The organism is Nocardia sp. CDC160 (genome assembly GCF_035818795.1).
Lineage (GTDB): Bacteria > Actinomycetota > Actinomycetes > Mycobacteriales > Mycobacteriaceae > Nocardia.
In genome coordinates, this window is sequence record NZ_JAYKYT010000008.1 from 228,120 (window position 1) to 246,516 (window position 18,397).

General features: G+C 70.2%; 15 protein-coding genes. 7 read left to right on the plus strand and 8 right to left on the minus strand.

Annotated features, from left to right (window positions below):
• Positions 1 to 7: 7 nt before the first annotated feature.
• Positions 8 to 727 carry a DsbA family protein gene (locus VMT40_RS35455; RefSeq protein ID WP_326363935.1) on the minus strand — a complete coding sequence of 240 codons (720 nt, stop codon included), beginning with the start codon at positions 725 to 727 and terminating at the stop codon, positions 8 to 10.
• A gap of 192 nt (positions 728 to 919) precedes the next feature.
• On the opposite strand from VMT40_RS35455, the gene VMT40_RS35460 reads away from it, so the two are divergent.
• The 6 genes from VMT40_RS35460 to VMT40_RS35485 are packed head-to-tail and all read left to right on the plus strand — an operon-like array spanning position 920 to position 10,658.
• Positions 920 to 1,225: a hypothetical protein gene (locus VMT40_RS35460; protein ID WP_326363936.1), complete on the plus strand. Its 306-nt coding sequence runs from the start codon at positions 920 to 922 to the stop codon at positions 1,223 to 1,225.
• A 32-nt stretch (positions 1,226 to 1,257) separates the two neighbouring features.
• A complete protein-coding gene (locus tag VMT40_RS35465) occupies positions 1,258 to 5,301 on the plus strand; it encodes a hypothetical protein (protein ID WP_326363938.1) in 4,044 nt (1,347 codons plus the stop codon).
• Between the two features lie 54 nt (positions 5,302 to 5,355).
• Positions 5,356 to 5,898, plus strand: a complete 543-nt coding sequence (locus VMT40_RS35470) for a hypothetical protein (protein ID WP_326363940.1) — start codon at positions 5,356 to 5,358, stop codon at positions 5,896 to 5,898.
• A gap of 28 nt (positions 5,899 to 5,926) precedes the next feature.
• A complete protein-coding gene (locus VMT40_RS35475; protein WP_326363941.1) occupies positions 5,927 to 6,202 on the plus strand; it encodes a hypothetical protein in 276 nt (91 codons plus the stop codon).
• The gene (locus tag VMT40_RS35480; protein WP_326363942.1) at positions 6,192 to 6,791 is read left to right on the plus strand and encodes a hypothetical protein; all 600 of its coding nucleotides are present in this window, start codon (positions 6,192 to 6,194) and stop codon (positions 6,789 to 6,791) included. Before VMT40_RS35475 ends, VMT40_RS35480 begins: the two co-directional genes overlap by 11 nt.
• A gap of 6 nt (positions 6,792 to 6,797) precedes the next feature.
• Positions 6,798 to 10,658: an AAA family ATPase gene (locus tag VMT40_RS35485; protein WP_326363943.1), complete on the plus strand. Its 3,861-nt coding sequence runs from the start codon at positions 6,798 to 6,800 to the stop codon at positions 10,656 to 10,658.
• Here the strand turns inward: VMT40_RS35485 and yidC are convergent.
• The 4 genes from yidC to VMT40_RS35505 all read right to left on the minus strand — a co-directional run bounded on the left by yidC (position 10,625) and on the right by VMT40_RS35505 (position 13,485).
• Complete coding sequence (gene yidC / locus VMT40_RS35490; protein WP_326363944.1) at positions 10,625 to 11,413, minus strand: membrane protein insertase YidC; 789 nt, start codon at positions 11,411 to 11,413, stop codon at positions 10,625 to 10,627. The genes VMT40_RS35485 and yidC overlap by 34 nt on opposite strands.
• Positions 11,414 to 11,513: 100 nt before the next feature.
• The gene (locus VMT40_RS35495; protein WP_326363946.1) at positions 11,514 to 11,810 is read right to left on the minus strand and encodes a DUF6412 domain-containing protein; all 297 of its coding nucleotides are present in this window, start codon (positions 11,808 to 11,810) and stop codon (positions 11,514 to 11,516) included.
• A 285-nt stretch (positions 11,811 to 12,095) separates the two neighbouring features.
• Positions 12,096 to 12,383 (minus strand): putative quinol monooxygenase, encoded by a 288-nt coding sequence (locus VMT40_RS35500; protein ID WP_326363947.1) that lies wholly within the window; start codon positions 12,381 to 12,383, stop codon positions 12,096 to 12,098.
• 55 nt (positions 12,384 to 12,438) lie between these two features.
• Positions 12,439 to 13,485 (minus strand): aldo/keto reductase, encoded by a 1,047-nt coding sequence (locus VMT40_RS35505; RefSeq protein ID WP_326363949.1) that lies wholly within the window; start codon positions 13,483 to 13,485, stop codon positions 12,439 to 12,441.
• A 146-nt stretch (positions 13,486 to 13,631) separates the two neighbouring features.
• On the opposite strand from VMT40_RS35505, the gene VMT40_RS35510 reads away from it, so the two are divergent.
• Positions 13,632 to 14,480: a helix-turn-helix transcriptional regulator gene (locus VMT40_RS35510; protein ID WP_326363950.1), complete on the plus strand. Its 849-nt coding sequence runs from the start codon at positions 13,632 to 13,634 to the stop codon at positions 14,478 to 14,480.
• 88 nt (positions 14,481 to 14,568) lie between these two features.
• On the opposite strand, the gene VMT40_RS35515 is transcribed toward VMT40_RS35510, so the two are convergent.
• The 3 genes from VMT40_RS35515 to VMT40_RS35525 form a co-directional block, all read right to left on the minus strand.
• Positions 14,569 to 16,161 (minus strand): serine/threonine-protein kinase, encoded by a 1,593-nt coding sequence (locus VMT40_RS35515; RefSeq protein WP_326363951.1) that lies wholly within the window; start codon positions 16,159 to 16,161, stop codon positions 14,569 to 14,571.
• Positions 16,162 to 16,429: 268 nt separating this feature from the next.
• Positions 16,430 to 17,305 (minus strand): arylamine N-acetyltransferase family protein, encoded by an 876-nt coding sequence (locus VMT40_RS35520; protein ID WP_326363952.1) that lies wholly within the window; start codon positions 17,303 to 17,305, stop codon positions 16,430 to 16,432.
• A gap of 67 nt (positions 17,306 to 17,372) precedes the next feature.
• Complete coding sequence (locus VMT40_RS35525) at positions 17,373 to 18,317, minus strand: NAD-dependent epimerase/dehydratase family protein (RefSeq protein ID WP_326363954.1); 945 nt, start codon at positions 18,315 to 18,317, stop codon at positions 17,373 to 17,375.
• Between the last annotated feature and the right edge of the window lie 80 nt (positions 18,318 to 18,397).

An 18,397-nucleotide genomic window follows, 5' to 3' on the forward strand; every position in this document is an offset into this window, starting at 1 on the left:
CAGCGCTCTACTTCCCGGCCGAGGCAGCGTGCGCGATTGCCGCCCGTAAGCCGTCGGGGGTCAGGTTTTCCACCACGGTATCGCCGACCTTCACCACCGGAACGTGGGTCAGACCGGCCTTGATGGCGGCCTGGCTGTGCGAGGCGACGAATCCGGCGTAGCGGCCGGAGTGGATGCACTCGGCGATGTCGGGTCCAGTGACCCCGGCCTCCCCGGCGATCCGGACCAGCCGATCGTCGGACAGGCCCGGGCCGTTCTCGGCGGGCTGGTCCTCGAACAGCCGCTTGCTGAAGACAAGCCAGGCGGGCTTGTCGGCCACGGCCACACAGGTTCCGGCATTGGCCGCGCGCCCGGAGTAGTTGTCGGTGGACAGGCCGTTCAGGACCGCGACGGTGTCGTATTCGGCGGCGATCGTCCCGGCGTCGACCAGTTCGGTGAGCGTGGGCCCGGTGGTGGCCTCGAACTGGCGGCAGATCGGGCATTGGAAATCGGTGATGACGGTGACCACGGTGGCGGCGCTGCCGAAATGCAGGCGGCCCTCCGGGGTGTAGACCGCGGGCGGGGCGACGGCCGCGGCGGCCTGCTGCTGCTCGTCGTTCTTGTGCACGTAGCTGGCCACGATGACGGCGATCAGGGCGGCGATGACAATGACCGCGCCCACGGACATCGGGGTGACGATGCGGCGTTGCCGGGTCGCTCCGGCGACTTTTCGGCTGCTGCGATTCATGATTAGCCATGATATTGCTGGCCAATTGTCCAAATAGGTTTGACACTCGAATGTCAAGAGCCTCCGCAGTAAAAGGGCCGAAAAAAATATCCGCAGCGGACAACGTGTAGCAGGTACCGGAGCTGGGAAAACTCGCGATTTGTAATCCGGGTCACCTTGACCGGGCATTTCTCCAATCCGGACGCTTAGCGCATGAATTGCATCGGCAAGCTCGCGGTTACTGCCGCCCTGGGCGCAAGCGTCCTCGGCTCGGTACTCGGAATGCCGGGAACGAATACGGCTGCCGCCGATCCGGCACCCGCCGAGTGCAGCACCGACAACTCGGTTCCGAATCGCTCCACGCTGTCCTGCCCGCCCGGAGTGGGCGAGGGATTGCACGCCTATATCCAATGCCGCGATATCGGCGGCCTACTGCACACCCGCATCGGCACCACGCTCGGGGCCGAGGGCGGCGTCTCGGAGGCCAACTGCGCCTACGGAGAAACCGGCCCGGCCTGATCAAGGCACCCGTCGATCGAAAGGTTCTTCCCATGTCCGCACCGCTGACTCGAACCCGGACGACCAAACGCGCCGCCCGCCAAGCCAAGGATTGCAAGCGCAACCGACGCGGCCTCTACGCCGCGGCCGCCTTCGCCTCGCTGGCCACCGTCATGGTGGGCACCAGCCAGGCCGACGCCCAGCAGGGGCCGACCCTGCCGGTGCCGCCGATCAATCTCGGCACCCGGCCCGCGATCGGCGACGCCCAGCAGCCGGTGAATCCGCTCGGCGTGCCGCTGCCGCCGGAGATCAGCGGCGGACTGCAGAACCTCGGCAATGCCGTACCCGGTCTCGGGGCCGCGGCCCAGGATCTGAGCAACGGGGCGGGCCCGAATCTCGGTGCGGCCGCGCAGGATCTGGGCCAGACCGCGCAGAGCTTCGGCGTGCCCGTGCCCGATCTCGGTGCGCTGGGCCAGAATCTGGGTCCGGCCGCGCAGGGCCTGATCGATCAGGCGGTGAACGCGCTGGGTGGCGCGGCACCCGGAACACCCGTCCAGCAGGGGCTGAGCGGGTTGCGTGACCTGTTCACCCCGCCCGCGCCCACCCCGGGTGCCGCGCAAACCCCCGGTGCCACCGCCACTTCCGGTGGTGTCGCGGGCACCATGACCCCCGCCGGGGCGCCCACGCCCGCGGCCGGTCCGCTGGGTCCGGTGTCCTCGCCGGTCGCGCAGCTGGCCGAGGTCGCCGCGCAGGTGGTGGGTTCGCACATCGACCTGGGGCAGTTGGGTGCCTGGGCCGATCAGACCTTCCCGTCCGGGCCGCTGCGGCAGCCGGTCGAGGACCTGCTGGCCTTCGTCAATCAGGCGCTCGAGGGTGTCGGCTCGCGGCGACGGGATCTGGCCGACGATCCGATCGCGGAGCTCATCGACAAGGGCCGCGCGCTGTTCGGCTTCCCGGTCGACGGCACCGATCCGGCGCAGGGTCTGCGCGAATTGCTGAATCCGATTCTCGGACAGACCGTCGGCACCGGTGATCCGCTGCAGCAGCTCGCCGAGACGCTACGGAATCTGGTGGCGAATCCGGCCGCCGGACTCGATGCCCTCGGTGCGTCGGTGCTCGGTTTCGCCGCGCCCGCGCTGTCGGGTCTGGCTCCCATGCTCGGGTTCCTGACTCCGGTGCTGGGCTTCCTGGCCGATCCGGCCGCGGCGGCCGAACCGCTGCTGCACGAGTTGCGGTCCATGCTCATGGGCACCGGTGTGCGCCGTGACGCCGCGCTGCCGTTGCTGGCCCTGCCGATCGTGGGTCTGTTCGCCATCGCGCCGCTGCTGTTCGCCGGTGCGCTCGCGATCGGCGCGATCGGTATAGGCGCGGTGGTGGTGCTGGCGGCCATCGTGGCCGCGCCCTTCGTGATCGGTGCGCTGGTGATCGGCGGCATCGTGCTCGCGGTGCTGGCGTTGCCGGTGCTCGCGGTGCTGGCCATCATCGCGATTCCGGTGCTGTTGATCGCGCTTCCGGTGGCGTTCATCGCCTTCCAGGTGCTGGCCCCGGTGATCCTGGTGGGCGGCATGGTCGCCTTCGCCGCGATCGTGGTGGGCGGCATCGGCGTGGCGGCGGCGTTCCTGGCGCTGGGCGGTACCGCGCTGGCGGGCATTTTCGTCGCGACGCTCGCGGCCGGACTGCTGGCCACCATCTTCATCCCGTTCCTGGGTCTGTTCATCGCCCCGATCGCCTTCTCGGTCATCGCCTTCGGCACGCTGCTGCTGGGCTCGATCGGTCTGGGCGCGGTGGTGTTCGGCACCCTGAGCATCGCCTTCCTGGCCGCCGCGGCCCTGTTCGCGGTGCTGGTGGTGGCGTCGTTCTTCACCCCGTTCGGCCTGATCACCCTGCCCGCCCTGGCGATTCTGGGTGTGGCCGCGCTGATCCTGTTCGGGGCCGCGGGTTTGGCCGCGGGCATCATCATCGGCGCGCTGTTCGTGGCCGGACTGGCCGCGCTGTCGGTGGTCGGCTCGGCCGCCGTCATCGGCCTGCTGATCCTGTCGCTGGCGGCGACGGCGGTGCATCTGGCCGCCATCGTGGCGCTCTGGTTCGCCGGTGCGGCCGCCGGGCTGATCCTGACCGCCGCCGGTGCCATCGCCCTGGCCCTGGCCGTGCCCGCGGGCCTGATCGCCACAGCCGCACTGGTTTTCGCGCTGCCCATCGTGGGTCCGCTGCTGGCTCCGGTGTTCCTGGCCGTGCTGGTGGGCATTCCGGCCGCGCTCGGCATGCTGCTGCTGTTCGGCGGACTCAGCCTCGGTGGTCTGCTGCTGGCCTTCTGCACCACCGCGCTGCTGAGCCTGGCCGTCACCTGGGCGTCGGGCACGGTCATCGCGGGCGGCCTGCTCATGCTGCTCATGCCGTACACCATCCCGTTCGTGCTGCCCGCGCTGATCGCCTTCGCGGCCATCGTCTCGGCGGCCGTAATGGGTTTGGCGACACTGGATTTCGTGTTCACCCTGGCACCGTTCGTGGTGATCTTCGCGGGTGCGATCGCGCTCATGCTGGCCGCCGTCGCGGCGGTGGCCGTGGGCGGGCTGGCGATCAATGTGCTCAGCTTCGGCATGCTGACGCTGACCCTGGGCGCGCTGATCCTCGTCAACCCGCCGCTGGCGCTGCTGGCCCTGCCGCTGCTGCTGGGCGCGATGCTGTTCACCGTGCTGGGCGGTATCGGCGGTACCGCGATCGTGACCGGCCTGCTCATGGGCCTGGTCGGCATCCTGACCCTGGGCAGTGGAATCCCGTTGGCCCTGGCCGCTTTCATGATCATCGGCACCTTCGTCTACGCCTCGCTGCTGTTCCCGCCGTTCGCCCTCGTGGCGATTCCGGTGGCCATCGCGGCGACCGTGGCGGCGCTGGCGGCGATCGGCGCGGTCATCACCGCCGGGCTCGCCATTCTGGGCGCGGAGGCGGTCGCGGGCGTCATCCTGGCTCTGGCCGTGGCGCTGGCCGCGACGGTGGCCATGCTGCCGGTGGGCATCGCGGCTCTGGTTGTGGCCGTGGTGTTCTCGCTGCCGTTCCTGATCGTGGGCCCGTTCGCCCCGATCCTGTCCACAGCGCTGTCGCCGATCATCGCGTTGGCCCTGGCCGCGCTGTGGTCGCCGTTCCTGGTGGCCGGATTGGTCGTCGCCGCAACGGCTCTGGGCATCAGCGCCTTCGGGCTGCTGGCGGTGCCGCTGTTCGCGCTGATCCTGTTCGGCGGCCTGTGGGCGGCCGCGAAGGGCGTCGTCCTGGTGGCCTGGCTGGCGACCATGGCGTTCGACTTCTCGGCCATCGCGATCCTGGCGGTGACGGCGGCGCTGGTGCTGGCTCCGCTGGCCGCGGCCCTGGCCGCATTGGTGGCGGCCGCCATTCCGATTCTGGCGCTGGCGGCGCTGGGTGCGGCGGCCGTCGCGGCGGCCCCGTTCCTCGCCATTGGCGCGGGTCTGGCGGCGATCGTCGGAGTTCCGTTGCTGGCGGTCGGTATTCCGCTCGCGCTCATCGGCCTGGCCACGGTGGCGCTGATCGCGCTGCTGCTGGTGGGCATCCCGGTCGGCGCGTTCATCGCAGTCGCCTTGGCGGCGCTGGCCGCGGTCGCGGCCGTCGGCGCGGCGGCGGTCGCGGGCGGCGCCGGACTGGCGCTGCTGGCGGCCGTCGCCATTCCGGTGCTGGGCATTGCCGCGGCCGTGGGCATTCCCGCTCTCGCCCTGGGTGTTCCGGCGCTGGCGCTGGGTCTGCCGCTGCTGGCCCTGCTGGCGCTGGCGACCCTGGCCGCGGTGATCCTGATCCCGCTGCTGCTCCTGCTGGATCCGGCGTTCCGGTCCTACATCATCTCCGCGATCCGCGCGGCGATGGATCCGGGTGCCACCGGTGGCGGTACCGCCGCGACCGGAACCCAGTTCCTGGACAGCATTACCGACACGGCGAGCCTGGATCAGGTCATCGCCGGGCTGATGAAGCTGCTCGCTCCGGCGAATCAGCCCGCCGCCGCGACCGTCGCGCACTCGGACATCCCGCTGGTGGGTGCCGAGGCGGCCGACGGCCTCCAGAACGACTCCCGACGCCTGGTCGAGGTCGGAGTCTGACAACTCGATAGCTCCTCTCCCCCAATGGAATCCCCTCATCCGAAGGAGATCGTCATGAGCACCGAAACCAACGACCCCACCATCCCGTTCGCCACCCTCGACCCGGCTCTGCACCTGGAGTACCTGTACGGCCCGCAGTGGGCGGCGGTGATGCGGATCGTGGAGCGCGCCGCCCAGCTCACCGCCGAAGAGCGGGAGAAGATGAACGCCGAGGCCGGAAAGCGCATGCAGGACAGCATGAGCGCGCTCACCGGCGCGGCGGGCGGCGCGGGCGGCCTGGCCGGACTGCTGTCCGGCCTGGGCCAGCCGTCGCAGGATCCGCAGCCGCTGCAGATCGCCAGCGAGACGGCCAAGGAGTTCGGCCGCTCCCGCAATGTGCAGGTCGCGGGTTTGATTGCCGGACAGGCGGTGTCGGGCACGGCCGCCACCAGCGGCGAGTTGGCCGGGCTGCTGCAGTCGCTGGGCTCGATCGGCACCCTGACCGTGGTGAGCCAGGCCGTCACCGCGGCCGTGCTGAGCGATCTGGTCGGCCGCGGCCGCTACACCCAGGAGGTGCACGACGCGCTGATGCAGCCGTGGACCTCGGTCATCTCCTGAATCACCTTCTCGCAGTGAGGAGTACGCCATGATCGAGACCCGGTTCAGTAGTGTGGGCGTGTCCGATCCCCTCGGCGGTCTGCTCGATATCCGTTCCGCCCCCGTGGGTTACGGGTACTACGAGGAGAGCGCCACGGATGCCGAGACCCGTGAACGCTGCCACCACCCGCGGCGCGGGCCGGTGGGCTGGTGGCAGCGGCACCGCACCCTGCGGCTGGGCGTCGGCTTGGCGCTCGTCGCGAATCTGGGATTCCTGCCCGCCGTGCAGGATGCCGTGCTGACGGGGTTGTCCCATGTCGCGTAGCACGGGTCGGCGGGTGGCGACGGTCATCGTAGGTTGCGCGATGACCGTCGCCGCCCTGGCGGGCTGCTCCCACCCACCGGCCGCGAAACCCGCCGCCGATCCCGATACCGCCGATTGCGGTGCGGGCGCCCGCGCGATCGGCGGCCTGCAGACCACCTTCACGTCACTGTCGTCGGAACTCAATGGCATCGGTCCCGCCTCCGACCGCGGTGACCTGGCCGATGTCGAGCGCCGGGTGCGGGAGGCGGCACGCCTGTCGGCCCTCATCGACACCGATCTGAACACCGCGGCGGGTACGATGACCGAGCCGCTGCCCCGGCGGGCCTTCACCGCCGTCGCGAATGCCGGAGCCGCGCTGCACGACAGCTTGACCCAGCTCGCCCGGGCCGTCGACGGAGCCAGTCCGCCCCAGGAGACGGTCGACTCCGTTCAGCGTTCACTACACGCGCTCGACACATCGGTGGAGGGTATGCGGTTGTCCTGTTCCACGGTTTTCGCCGATTCCACGGTCGCTCCGACGACCCCGGCCGGACCGACCCCTCGGCCCACCCCGGCCGGACCGGTCGCGGGCCCCGGAATTCGTCGGTAGGCGCCGTTGGCGGAGCGGGATGACCTGCCACCGCGGCCGGATCGACCGAAGCCGCCCGGCCCCGCCGATTCCGGTGGGGCCGACGCCGGTGGCCGCGCCGCCTTCGCCGCCCGCCTGACCGCGCTGTTCGCGGCGGCGGGCGCGCCACCGGTGAAACAGGTGATCCGCGCGGCGAATACCCGCCTGCGACCCGGCTGCACGCCGATCACCGCGCAGCGCATCAGCGACTGGCGGCTGGGCAATCGCACACCGGCCAGTTTCGAGGCCGTGGTGCCGGTGCTGGAGGTGTTGATCCGGGAGGCCCGCCAGCGACCACCCGACCCGGAGGTGGACGCGACCCTGCTGGATCCGCGCCACTGGCAGGCGGATTGGCAGGCGGCGAAGACCGCCAAGGAAGTCCCCGACAGCAACCGCCCGCCCTATCGCGGGCTGCTGCCCTACCGCCCCGAGGACGCCGACCTGTTCTTCGGCCGCGACGCGGCGCTGCGCCGGTTGTGGGATCTGATCGAGGCCGCCGAGGCCGATACCGAGCCCGCCGTGGTGATCCTGCTCGGTGGGCGCGGAGTCGGGAAGTCCTCGCTGCTGGCCGCGGTGCAGGCGGATCCGCACGGGCGTACGGCGGTGGTGGTGGCCCCGGGCGACGAGGTGGAGGTGGCGCTGGCCGAGGCCGGACCCGGACCGCGAATCCTGTTGGTGGACAATGGCCGCACCTTGTTCACTCGGTGTCGGACCGAGGTCGCCGACCGGTTCCTGACCCAGCTGGGGGCGGTCTCGCGGGCGGACGCGTCACCGCGCACCGCCGTCGTCCTGGTCTGCGACAGCGGGCTGCTCACCGATCTCAGCAATCACCCGGTGACGGCCGCGGCGCTGCGGAATCCGACCATGCTGCTGGAGCCGATGTCGGATTCCGAACTGCGCGAGGCGATCACGCGCCCCGCCGCCGCCACGGGGCTGAAGGTGGAGGACAGTCTGATCGAGGTGCTGCTGAAGGATCTGTCCCCCTTCGATCCACACAGCCCGCTGCGCCTCACCATGTTCTCCTATGTGCTGTTCGACACCTGGAAGCACCGCCACGGCCGCACCCTGACCCTCGACGCCTACCGCGAGACCGGCGGTGTCGAGGTCGCTTTCGCGAAGGGCTGCGAGCTGCTGTTCGGCCGTCTCAACGAGCGCGAGCAGGCGGCGGTCCGTCAGGTCCTCATGGCCTTGACCTTCATCGGCCCGATTTCCACCCAGCGCGACCGCCTTTCCCCCGAGGTCCTCATCGAGGAGGCCGAGGATCCCGACATCACGCGCGCCGTCATCGACTGGCTGCTGCGCAACCAGCTCGTCGTGCGCCATAAGGACCGCATCGAGCTGGTGCACGACCTGCTGCTGACCGCCTGGCCCCGAATGAGCGAATGGATCACCGAGGAAAGGGAATTCGCCGCCATCCGCCCCCGCATCGAGGCCGACGCCCGCGAATGGGCACGGCAGGACCGGCCCGCGCGACTGCTCTACTCCCGGACCCGGCTCGAGGACGCCAATGCCTGGCTGCGGCGCACCGCCACCCCCAACCGGCTGGCCCGGGAGTTCTTGTCCGAGGCCACCGTTCGCCATCGCCGCCGGGTGCGGCGGGTGCGCGCGTTCCAGGTCGCGATCGCCGCGCTCACCGTGCTGGCGGTCGTGCTCGCCGTGGCCGTGTACGTGGGCCGCACCTCCGTGGCCGAGGAACGCCGGGGCGCGTGGCTCGGGCAGGTGATCGCCGAATCCCAGCGCCTGGAACAGATCGATCCGGGTCTGTCGGTGCAGCTGGCGCTGGCCGGGTATCGCATGAACGACGACGATCCGGGGGCGCGGGCCAGATTGCTGGCGGCACAGAGTCTTCCATTGAATACCGCCTCGCCCGAGGCGCACGCGGGACCGGTGTACGGGCTGAGCGCCGCCCCGGGCCGAGGCCTGGCGGCCAGCGGCGGGAGCGACGGCACCGTGCGGCTCTGGAACGTCTCCGACGAGCGGGCGGTGACCGCGCTCGGCGGCCCGCTGACCGGACCGCGCGGCCCCGTCGAGGCCGTCGCCTTCGACGGCGCGGGCACGCGGCTGGCCGGAGCGAGCCGGGATGGCACCGTTCGCCTGTGGGATGTGCTGCACCCCAACGAACCTCACGCCCTCGGCAGCATCGATCTGGGCGCGGCCGCGACCGCCGTCCGCTTCCTTCCCGGCGATCGCACGCTGCTCGCGGCCGATGCCGAGGGCACGCTGTCGCTCCTCGATGTGACCGACCCGGGAGCGATTCGGCGACTGGCGACCGTCCCCGCGCACTCCGGTGCGATTTCCGCGCTGGCGCTGTCCACGGACCCGGTCCCCGGTGCCGCCCCGCCGCCCCCGGACGCGGCGACAGTGGTGGCCAGCGCGGGCGCGGACCGTCGGGTGCGGTTGTGGGAGGTCGACGCGGCGGGCGGGCTGGCGGCGGGCGCGGACCTCGCCCTGCCCGGCGCGGTCGAGGCGCTGGCGGCGGGGCCGGGCGGGCTGCTGGCGGCCGGGACCTCCGATGGCGATCTGCTGGTCTGGGATATCCGGGACCCGTCGGCCCCGCGCGCGGTCGGCCACGAGATGCCGCGACGCGCCCCGATCGTGGGGCTGGCGTTCACCCACGATGATCAGGCGTTGGTGTCGGTGGGATCCGATGGGGCGCTGCGGATCTGGGACACCCGGGATCGGAATCGAGTGTCGCCGACGGGGTGGGTGTTCCACAGCAGCGTGGAGTCGATCGCGCCGCTCACCATGCTCGCCGACACCCGCATGCTGACGGCGGGCCCGGACGGACACGTGGTGGCCTGGCGCACGCCACTGGTGTATCTGCCGATCATTTTCGACGGCGCGCTCACCGACGCCGGGCTGTCCCGCGACGGCACCCGGCTGGTGGGCGGATTGCACGATGGCCGGGTGCAGGTCTGGGATGTCCGCAACCCGCAGCTGGCCCAGCCGATCGGCGAATTCCCCGCCGCGCCACCGGATTCCGACGGCATTCGGGTCGCCGTCCGTCCCGATGGCGACCTGGTGGCCGTGGCGGGCGCGGACGGCGTGCGGCTGTGGGATCTGCGTGCTCCGGGCCATCCCGTTCCTGTCGCCGGACCGTTGGCCGAAAGCTCCGGCCCGGTCCTGGTTTTCGCCCCGCACGGGGACCGGCTGCTCACCGGCGGCCCGCAGGGGCGACTGCGGCTCTGGGACGTCTCGAATCCCGCGGCGCCGCGACCGGTGACCACGCTGCCGCCGGATACCGAGCGCACGGTGACGGCGGCGACCATCGCGCCGTCGGGCACGGTGGTCGCCGCCGCCGATGACGCCGCGCGAATCCACCTGTGGGACTTGGCCGATCGGGACCATCCGGGCCATCACGTGGTGGACGTGGGCGGCGTGAACATTCATGTGCTGCGCTTCGCGCCGGACGGCGAGCGCCTGTTCACCGGCGACGACTCCGGAATGGTCCGCGCGTGGCAGGTCTCCGACTTCGACCATCCACGCGAGCTCGGCGTGGTGCGCGCGCATGTCGGCGCGGTGCGTGACCTCGCGGTCGACACCACCGGGCAGCGGCTGGCCTCGGGCGGCAACGACGACGCGGCGCGCCTGTGGGATATCGGTGCGGGCGACGGGATTTCGCCGGTGACCGCGCCGCTCACCGCGCCGGTGGGGTGGGCCTGGTTCCTGTTCTTCGCACCGAAAGACCCGTCCCGGTTGTTCGGGGTCGGCGACCAGGTGTCGGCGCTGTGGTTCACCGATCCGGCGGCGGTGGCGAACCGATTGTGCACCGCCACCGCCACGCACATCGGGGATACCGTGTGGCGGGAGATGTTTCAGTCGGTTCCCTTCGTCGCCCCCTGCCCGTAGCGGGTCGCGACCAGATGCTGCTGTGCGAAGGTCCAGGCGTTCTGGGTGACGAAGTACAGCAGGATCGCGATCGGCATCACCGGACCGAAGAACAGGGCCCCGGCGGGAAAGACCCACTGCGACACCGTGTTCATGATGCGGGCCTGCGATGCCGCCGCGGCGTCGGCGGGCGGGGTCTGGCGGGCGACGGCGGCGCGGGCGGTGAAGTGGGTGGCCACGGCCGCGATGATCATCAAGGGAATGGCCACGGCGGCAACGGCGGTGAACGACGAACCCGCCGCGGTCAGGGTGGCGTTCAGGGGTGCGCCGAAGAGTTTGGCGTCCAGGAACGACTGCACCTGAGCGGCATTGAAGACGTAGTTCTCGGTGTGGCCGGGCTGGAACGAGCGCAGCACGTGGTAGAGGCCGATGAACACCAGGGCCTGGCCGATCATGGGCAGAAAGCCCGTCAGCACGTTGACGCCGGATTCCTTCTGGAGTTCCTGCAGTGCCAGGGCCTGTTTTTCACGGTCACCGGCGTGCTTGCGTTTGATCTCCTGGACCTTCGGTTGCATCTCGGCCAGGGCGCGGGAGAACTTCAGCTGCGCGAGGAACGGGCGAATCAGCAAGGCCCGCAGGGTCATGACCAGGAAGACGATGGCCAGCACCCAGGCCAGGCCGCTGCCGGTGCCGGTGCCGGTGCCGAGGATGGCCGCGAAGGCGGTGTGCCACAGCCACAGCACGGCGGACACGGGGTAATAGATGAAGTCGAGCACGGAGTACCTCGCTGCAAAGTCGCCCGCGCATCGGCTGCGGGCGAACGGAATTGGGGATGCGAAGAACCCGACCGTGCCCGCCCGTCGAGGGCGGGGCGGGTCAGGCCGCGAGGACTCCGGGTGCGCGCGGACGCGGACGCCCGGGAGCGTCGGGATTGCTCTGCCGCAGGAAGGTGCCGCGACGCCGCCGTCCGGCCGATTCCGCCGGACCGCTCCGCGCGACCGCCACCAGCAGCGGCCCGCGCGCCGACAACAGCGCGGCGGTCACCGCGACCACCGCCACCGCACCCAGCACGAACAGCGAATCGGGGGTGGCCGCGGCCAGATACAGCACGGCCCACGCGGAGACCACGAGCGCGCCCAGCGGCAGCGCCGTCGATCGAATCCGGTTGACCATGCGGCCGACATTACCTCGGTTCGGCCCCAACAGCACTGTGCCATCCACCCCGCGCTGTGCCCTACGCCCAGCGACTGCGCCATGCTCATGCTTCATGACCCCGGCCGCGGTGGCCGTCGCTGGACCCGGCCGGGCTGGACCGGCGCGGCGTGATGGGCGCCTGCGGCTGAGCCCGAAACCCGGCAGCCGCGCCGTGCGCCCTGCCGCTGTGAGATGTGCCCCACGCACGACAGACCGCGCCCCCGCGGTTCACCGCGGGGGCGCGAGGATCACGGGCCGTGCCGACTACTCGGCGACCAGCCGCTTGATGATCATGGGCTCGGCCAGGATGCCCTCCAGCACCCCGGCGACGTGCTGGAAGTGCTCGGTGGCGAAGTGCTTCTCCAGGGCGTCGGCGTCCACCCACTCCTCGACCACGACCATGTGCGCCGGATCGTTCGGATCGGTGAAGGGCTGGTAGGAAATGCAGCCCGCCTCGGCCAGCGACGGCTCGATCATGGACTCCAGGCCGGTGCGCAGGCGGTCCTCGTGTCCGGCGGCGGCGCGCAGTTCGGCAATCACGTGCAGGGTCATGGGGGTTCTCCTCGAAATCGGTGGTGGTTCTTCGTTATTCGTAGCGTGCCGGGCTTCAGCGCCCGATCGGGCCCTCGCCCGCGCCGGTGGTGCGCAGCGCGGTGGCGATGGCGTCCAGGTCGGCGGGGGTCAATTCCAGTGCGGCACCGCCGATCCAGCCGTCGACCTGCTCGGGCGAGCGCGCGCCGACGATCGCGCCGGTGACGCCGGGCCAGGTCAGGGTCCAGGCGATGGCGACCGCGCTGACGGTGGTGTCGTGCGCCGCCGCGATCGGGCGCAACGCCTCCACCAGGGCCAGGTTGCGGTCGAGCTCGGTGGTGAACTCCGGGAAGCTCTTGCGCCAGTCGTCGGCGGGCAGGTTGGCGACGCGTTCGGCCGAGAACGCACCGGTCAGCAGGCCCGAGTGCTGCGGCTGGTAGATGATGCCGCCGGTGTGATGTGCTGCCGCCCAGGCCAATTCGTCGGCGGCCTGCCGCTTGATCAGCGAGAACTGCGGCTGAATGGCGTCGACGTGGGCGATGGACTCGGCGATCTCCAATTGCGGCACATCGTGATTGGACAGGCCGATGGCGCGCACCTTGCCTTCCTTCACGAGGTCGGCCATGGTCTGCCAGTACTCCTCGAGCGGGGTGACGGTGGCATTGTCCACGCCGTCGGGGTCCGAGAAGTCCAGCGAGGCACCGGTATCGGGCCAGTGCACCTGGTAGAGGTCGATGCGCTCGACATTCAGCCGTCGCAGCGAGTCCTCGAGTTCGCGGCGCACGCTGTCGGCGGCCATGATCCGTTTGGGCGCGGCGGCGCGGTCGTTCTCGTCCCACACCAGCCCGACCTTGGTGAAGACGTAGGGCCGATCGGCCTCGGGCAGTCCGGCGATGGCCTTGGCGACCACTTCCTCGGAGTGGCCGAGCCCATAGACCGCGGCGGTGTCGATCCAGTTCACGCCCGCCTCGATCGCGCGGCGAATGGTGGCGATGGAGTCGTTGTCGTCCTGGGCGCCCCAGGTGTAGCGCCAGCCCGAACCGCCGACCGCCCACGCGCCGAATCCGATCCGGCTGATGGTCATGTCGGTGGTGCCGAGTTGAGTAGTGGGGAGGGAGGTCATGGGGTGTGCTCCTCGTATATCTTTCGCCGTCTGCCGCGGCGCTGACCACTACTTTCGTCGCGCGCAAGCGCCCTAAACAGTGCGGCGTCTGCCTGGGCACGCGATGACCAGGATGGATTTCGCGGCCCGCTTGGTTAACTGGAGTCATGACCTTGGACCGCCGCGCCGAACTCGGTGAATTCCTGCGCTCCCGCCGCGCCCGGCTCAGCCCGGAGGAGGTGGGTCTGGTCGATCACGGGGCCCGCCGCCGCGTGCCCGGCCTGCGTCGCGAGGAACTGGCCCTGCTGGCCGGGGTCAGCGTGGATCACTATGTGCGCCTGGAGCAGGGACGCAGCCTGCAGTTCTCGGAGTCCGTGCTGGACGCGGTGGCGCGGGCGCTGCGGCTGAATCAGGTTGAGCGCGACCATCTTTACCTGCTGGCCCGCCCGTGGTCGGGCGAGGAGCCGCCCGCCGCGCAAGAGGTGCGCCCCGGTCTGCGTCGCCTGCTGGACGCCGCCCACGACGTGCCCGCCTACATCGTGGGTCGCGGAGTGAGCGTGCTGGCCTGGAATCGTCTGGCAGCGGCCCTGATCACCGATTTCGGCGCGCTCGCGCCCGAACAGCGCGACTTCCTGCATCTGGTGTTCCTCGACGAGGGCGCGAAGGACCTCTACGAGGACTGGGACGACAAGGCCGCCGACACCGTGGCATACCTGCGCGTGGACGCCGCCCGCAATCCCGGCGACCCGCGCATTACCGCGCTCATCGACGAAATGAACGCCAAGAGCCCGGAATTCGCGCAACTGTGGGAGCGCCACGAGCTCAAGGACAAGACCCACGGCCGCCACATCTACCGGCATCCCATCGTGGGGCGCATCGAGCTCGGCTACGAAACCCTGCGGCTGCCGGACGATCCCGATCAGGCACTGGTCGCCCACCACGTGGAGCCGGGCTCGCCGAGCGAGGACGCGCTGCGGCTGCTGGCCTCCCTGGCCGCCGAGACCGCCGATCACTGAGACACTGCGGGACTACTGAGACGCTGCGGACCACTGAAACGGAAAGCGCCGCACCGGAATCCGGTGCGGCGCTTACGTTTCGAGTCTCTTACTTGGTGTCGCTGTCGATCAGCAGGTTGCCGCTGCCCGGGTCGATCACCCGCAGCGTCACCGACTTGTTCCCGTTCTTGGTGGTCAGGCTGGCCAGCTGAATGTCCACCGACCCGTCGGCATTGTTGCTGTCATTGCCGCGCGCGCCCTCGATGGTCGAGTAGCGCTGGATCGGGTTCTGCGTCCAATAGTTCTGGAACGCCGACAGACTCCCGTACACCTGCTGCGCGGCCGGGGTGAGCCGACTCCACGCGTCCTGGTAGCGCTGGTAGGTGATGGCCTCGTAGAACTTGTCCACCGCGTCCGCGCCATTGCCGACGCTCACGGTCGAGGCGCTCTTGGTCTGGCCGAGGCCCGACGGCGCGCCCTTGGTGGCGCTCGCCGAGGTCGTCGCCTTGGTCGTGCTGCCGTCGCCCGCGCCCGAGTTGCTGCCCGAGCTCGAGTTGCTCAGCAACCCGAACGCGATGCCACCGGCCACCACGATCACGGCGACCAGCGCGATCCAGATCAGCTTCTTGCGCGATCCGGATTCGCCGTCGTCGTAATCCGGTTCCGGCGCAGGGTGATTGCGGGTCGGCGGGCCGGAGTTCATGGGCGGGCGCGGCGGCGGGGTCTCCAGCAGCTGCGCCTGGCTCATGGCACCGGTCGGAATATCGGCATTGGCCGAGGGCCGCCGTTCCATCTGCCGGGTCTGGCGCGGCGCGGCGGCGCGCGAGGCGGCACCGGCGGGCGGGGTGGCCACGCCCGAGCGGCGCGCGGCCAGCACCCGGGTGGCCTCGGCGTCCGGGCCGACCTCGGCGAATTCGGCCATGATGTCGCGCACGTCGAGCATGCTCGGCCGGTCCTCCGGCTCGAAGCTCAGCAGCGACAGCAGCAGATCCGACAGCGGACCGGCATTGCGCGGCTCGCTGATCTGGCCATTGGCGGCCGCGTACAGCAGCGCGAGCGGATTCGGGTTGGTGCCGTAGGGCGGTTCGCCCTCCAACGCGTGGAAGAGCGTGGCGCCCAGGGCGAAGACATCGGCGGCCGGGGTCGGCTCGGCGCCGCGCGCGACCTCGGGGGCGAGGTAGGCGGCGGTGCCGGAGATCAGCCCGGTGGCGGTGAGGGTGACATCGCCCTTGGACTTGGCGATGCCGAAGTCGGTGATCTTCACCGCCCCGTTGTCGCCGAGCAGGATGTTGCCCGGCTTGACATCGCGGTGCACGATTCCGGCGCGATGGGCGGCGATGAGCGCGCTTGCCACCTGTTCGCCGATGCGGGCGACCTGCGGCAGCGGCAAGGTGCCCTGCGCGGACAGCACCACCGCGAGGCTCTGCGACGGCAGGTATTCCATCACCAGACACGGGTCGCCCTCGTGCTCGGTGATGTCGAACACGACGATCGCGTTGGGGTGCTGGAATCGGGCGGCATTACGGGCCTCGCGGGCCGCGCGCTGCCGAACGATGTCCTTGTCCGCATCCGAGAGGCTCGGCTGGGTGAGGATCTGTTTGACCGCGACGGACCGTTCGAGCCGTTGGTCGACGGCTCGCCAGACGACACCCGTGCCGCCGCTACCAATCCGTTCGACCAGGCGGTAGTGCCCTGCGATCACTTGGCCGGTTTCGATGGCACTACTCCGAAGTTCTCCGAGACGACTGTGACAGTGCGGTTGCCCGCGCGTTTCCCCGCACGAGTGTAGCGGGCGACGCGCGGATCGCCGACGTCAGCGTGAGATATGAGCGAGATCTCGGTGAGATCTATGCCGCAGCGGAGTGACGTTTACGTGACTCGATACCGGAAATCCCTGGTCGGAGTGCATCTATGACGAGACATAGACCAAACGGTTTGGTGCGTGTTTGCTCCCACACACCGACACGCGGTCAGCTACTTTTCGGCGCGGCGGGCCACTGCGCGCGCGTGAGTTGCGCCGCGTCGGCCGCGTCGAGCTCGATATCGAAGACCTCCGCGAGCACCTTCGGTAGTTCAGCAACTTCCAATTCGCGTACTTCGTCCGATCCGTCCGGATAGTTGGTGGTCCAGGTGGTGCCGTCGAGGGTGTGTTGCACGTCCGCGTGGAAGCGCTGCACGAAGGGGCGGGTGGTGAACGGTGAACGCGGCGAGGTCGACACGTAGTGGTTGCCGACCGCGTAGTCGACGCGGTACTGCGGGGTGGTGACGAAGGTGTGGCGGTCCACGAACCCGTCCTTGCCGAACTGGTACAGCGTCCAGACCTCGCCGCCGACCGGGTCGGGCCGGGATTCCAGCCGGAAACGCCATGCGCCAGCGCTGAATTCGCCGCGACCGGAGACGAGTTCGACCGGTTCGAGGGGACCCCAGCCGAAACCGACATCGCAGAGCCAGATTCGGTCGTCGTCGGCGGTCTTCACCCGCAGCAGGGCGTGCGTGGCCGGGCGCAGGTTGGTCGCGCCGCGGGTGACGCGTCCGGACATGGCGGTGAATTCGAAGCCGAGGCGCTCGAGCGCGGCGGCGAAGAGCAGCACGTTCTCGTAGCAGTAGCCGCCGCGTCGCCGCCGGATCAGCTTGTCCTGCAGGGCATCCAGTTCCAGGGGGATGCCGCGGCCGAGAATGATCTCGAGGTTCTCGAACGGAATGGTGGTGGTGTGGGCGCGCACCAGCTCGCGCAGGGTGGCCAGGGTGGGCGTGCGCTCACCGGTGAAGCCGATCCGGGCCAGGTAGGCATCGAGGTCGAGCTCCTCGCCCAGCCAGGTGTAGGTAGGGTCCGCCGGTGTAGTCATCACTGCCTTCCTGTCAGGTCGTCGTGATGATCAACTCGGTTCGGCGGCCGGGTGTTCCGCCGTCGGGTCAATTCGTCGCGTTCACGAGTGTGGGCAGGCCCTCGCGGTAGGTCGGATAGGTGGGCTTCCAGCCCAATTCGGCGCGGGCCTTGGCATTGGAGACGCGGATGGAGAAGTCCAGCATCTGGGCGGCGGCCAGCGGAGAGGTCATGCGCAGCAGTCGGGCCGGGACGCGGCGGGGCGGGCGCGCGCCGACGGTCTCGGCCATGGCGTCGAACATGGTGCCCCAGGTGATGGGTTCGTCGTCGACGATGTTGTAGGCCTGGCCGGGGACGCCGTGTTCGAGGGCGGCGACGGTCGCGGCGGCGGCATCGGCGAGGTGGATGAAGCCGGTGTAGCCGGTGACGGTCTTGGGCAGCGGGAACACGTGCATCTTCAGGGCGCGCACGAAGGTGTCGGAGGCGCCGGGGCCGTAGAACAGGCCATAGCGCAGGGCGATTCCGTCGATGCCGGGTGCGCGCCAGGCACTGGCTTCGGCCTCGTGCAGCGCGGCGATGATGCCGTCGTTGACGTCGCCGGGGATGCGGCCGAACGGGTCCTGTTCGGTCACCGGGGTGCTGCCGTGGTCGCGCAGGCCGTAGCCGACGATCAGCGATTGCGTGAGATACCTGCGCGCACCGGTTCTTTCGGCCAGCTCCACCAGGTGTTTGCTGCCGATCTCGCGTAAGGCGTTGGTGCGCAGCAGACCCGGGGCGTGGTAGTGGGTGGGCGGGGAATAGCGGTAGGCGGTGAGCTCGTGGATGATCGCGTCGGCGGTCAGACGCTCGGTGGCGCGCAACAGGTCCGAGCGGTCCATGACATTCGCGATCAGCGGTGTGGCGCCCAGCGAGCGCGCGATCTCCGCGCCGCGCCCGCCCCGGGTCAGGGCATACACCTGATGTCCGGCCGCCCGCAGTGCCGTGACCAGCGGCCGTCCGATCGCACCCGTCGCTCCGGCCACCACGACCTTCATCGCACTTCACCTCGTCTCACCACGCCTGTACCCCTTCGAGGGTAATGTCCGGGTCGGGAGGGGTCAGGGGGTGGACACCA

What these genes read in the sequence shown, in the direction of transcription:
- VMT40_RS35455 (WP_326363935.1), bottom strand. Translation starts at nt 727, where the DNA reads ATGAATCGCAGCAGCCGAAAAGTCGCCGGAGCGACCCGGCAACGCCGC.
- VMT40_RS35460 (WP_326363936.1), top strand. Translation starts at nt 920, where the DNA reads ATGAATTGCATCGGCAAGCTCGCGGTTACTGCCGCCCTGGGCGCAAGC.
- VMT40_RS35465 (WP_326363938.1), top strand. Translation starts at nt 1,258, where the DNA reads ATGTCCGCACCGCTGACTCGAACCCGGACGACCAAACGCGCCGCCCGC.
- VMT40_RS35470 (WP_326363940.1), top strand. Translation starts at nt 5,356, where the DNA reads ATGAGCACCGAAACCAACGACCCCACCATCCCGTTCGCCACCCTCGAC.
- VMT40_RS35475 (WP_326363941.1), top strand. Translation starts at nt 5,927, where the DNA reads ATGATCGAGACCCGGTTCAGTAGTGTGGGCGTGTCCGATCCCCTCGGC.
- VMT40_RS35480 (WP_326363942.1), top strand. Translation starts at nt 6,192, where the DNA reads ATGTCGCGTAGCACGGGTCGGCGGGTGGCGACGGTCATCGTAGGTTGC.
- VMT40_RS35495 (WP_326363946.1), bottom strand. Translation starts at nt 11,810, where the DNA reads ATGGTCAACCGGATTCGATCGACGGCGCTGCCGCTGGGCGCGCTCGTG.
- VMT40_RS35500 (WP_326363947.1), bottom strand. Translation starts at nt 12,383, where the DNA reads ATGACCCTGCACGTGATTGCCGAACTGCGCGCCGCCGCCGGACACGAG.
- VMT40_RS35505 (WP_326363949.1), bottom strand. Translation starts at nt 13,485, where the DNA reads ATGACCTCCCTCCCCACTACTCAACTCGGCACCACCGACATGACCATC.
- VMT40_RS35510 (WP_326363950.1), top strand. Translation starts at nt 13,632, where the DNA reads ATGACCTTGGACCGCCGCGCCGAACTCGGTGAATTCCTGCGCTCCCGC.
- VMT40_RS35520 (WP_326363952.1), bottom strand. Translation starts at nt 17,305, where the DNA reads ATGACTACACCGGCGGACCCTACCTACACCTGGCTGGGCGAGGAGCTC.
- VMT40_RS35525 (WP_326363954.1), bottom strand. Translation starts at nt 18,317, where the DNA reads ATGAAGGTCGTGGTGGCCGGAGCGACGGGTGCGATCGGACGGCCGCTG.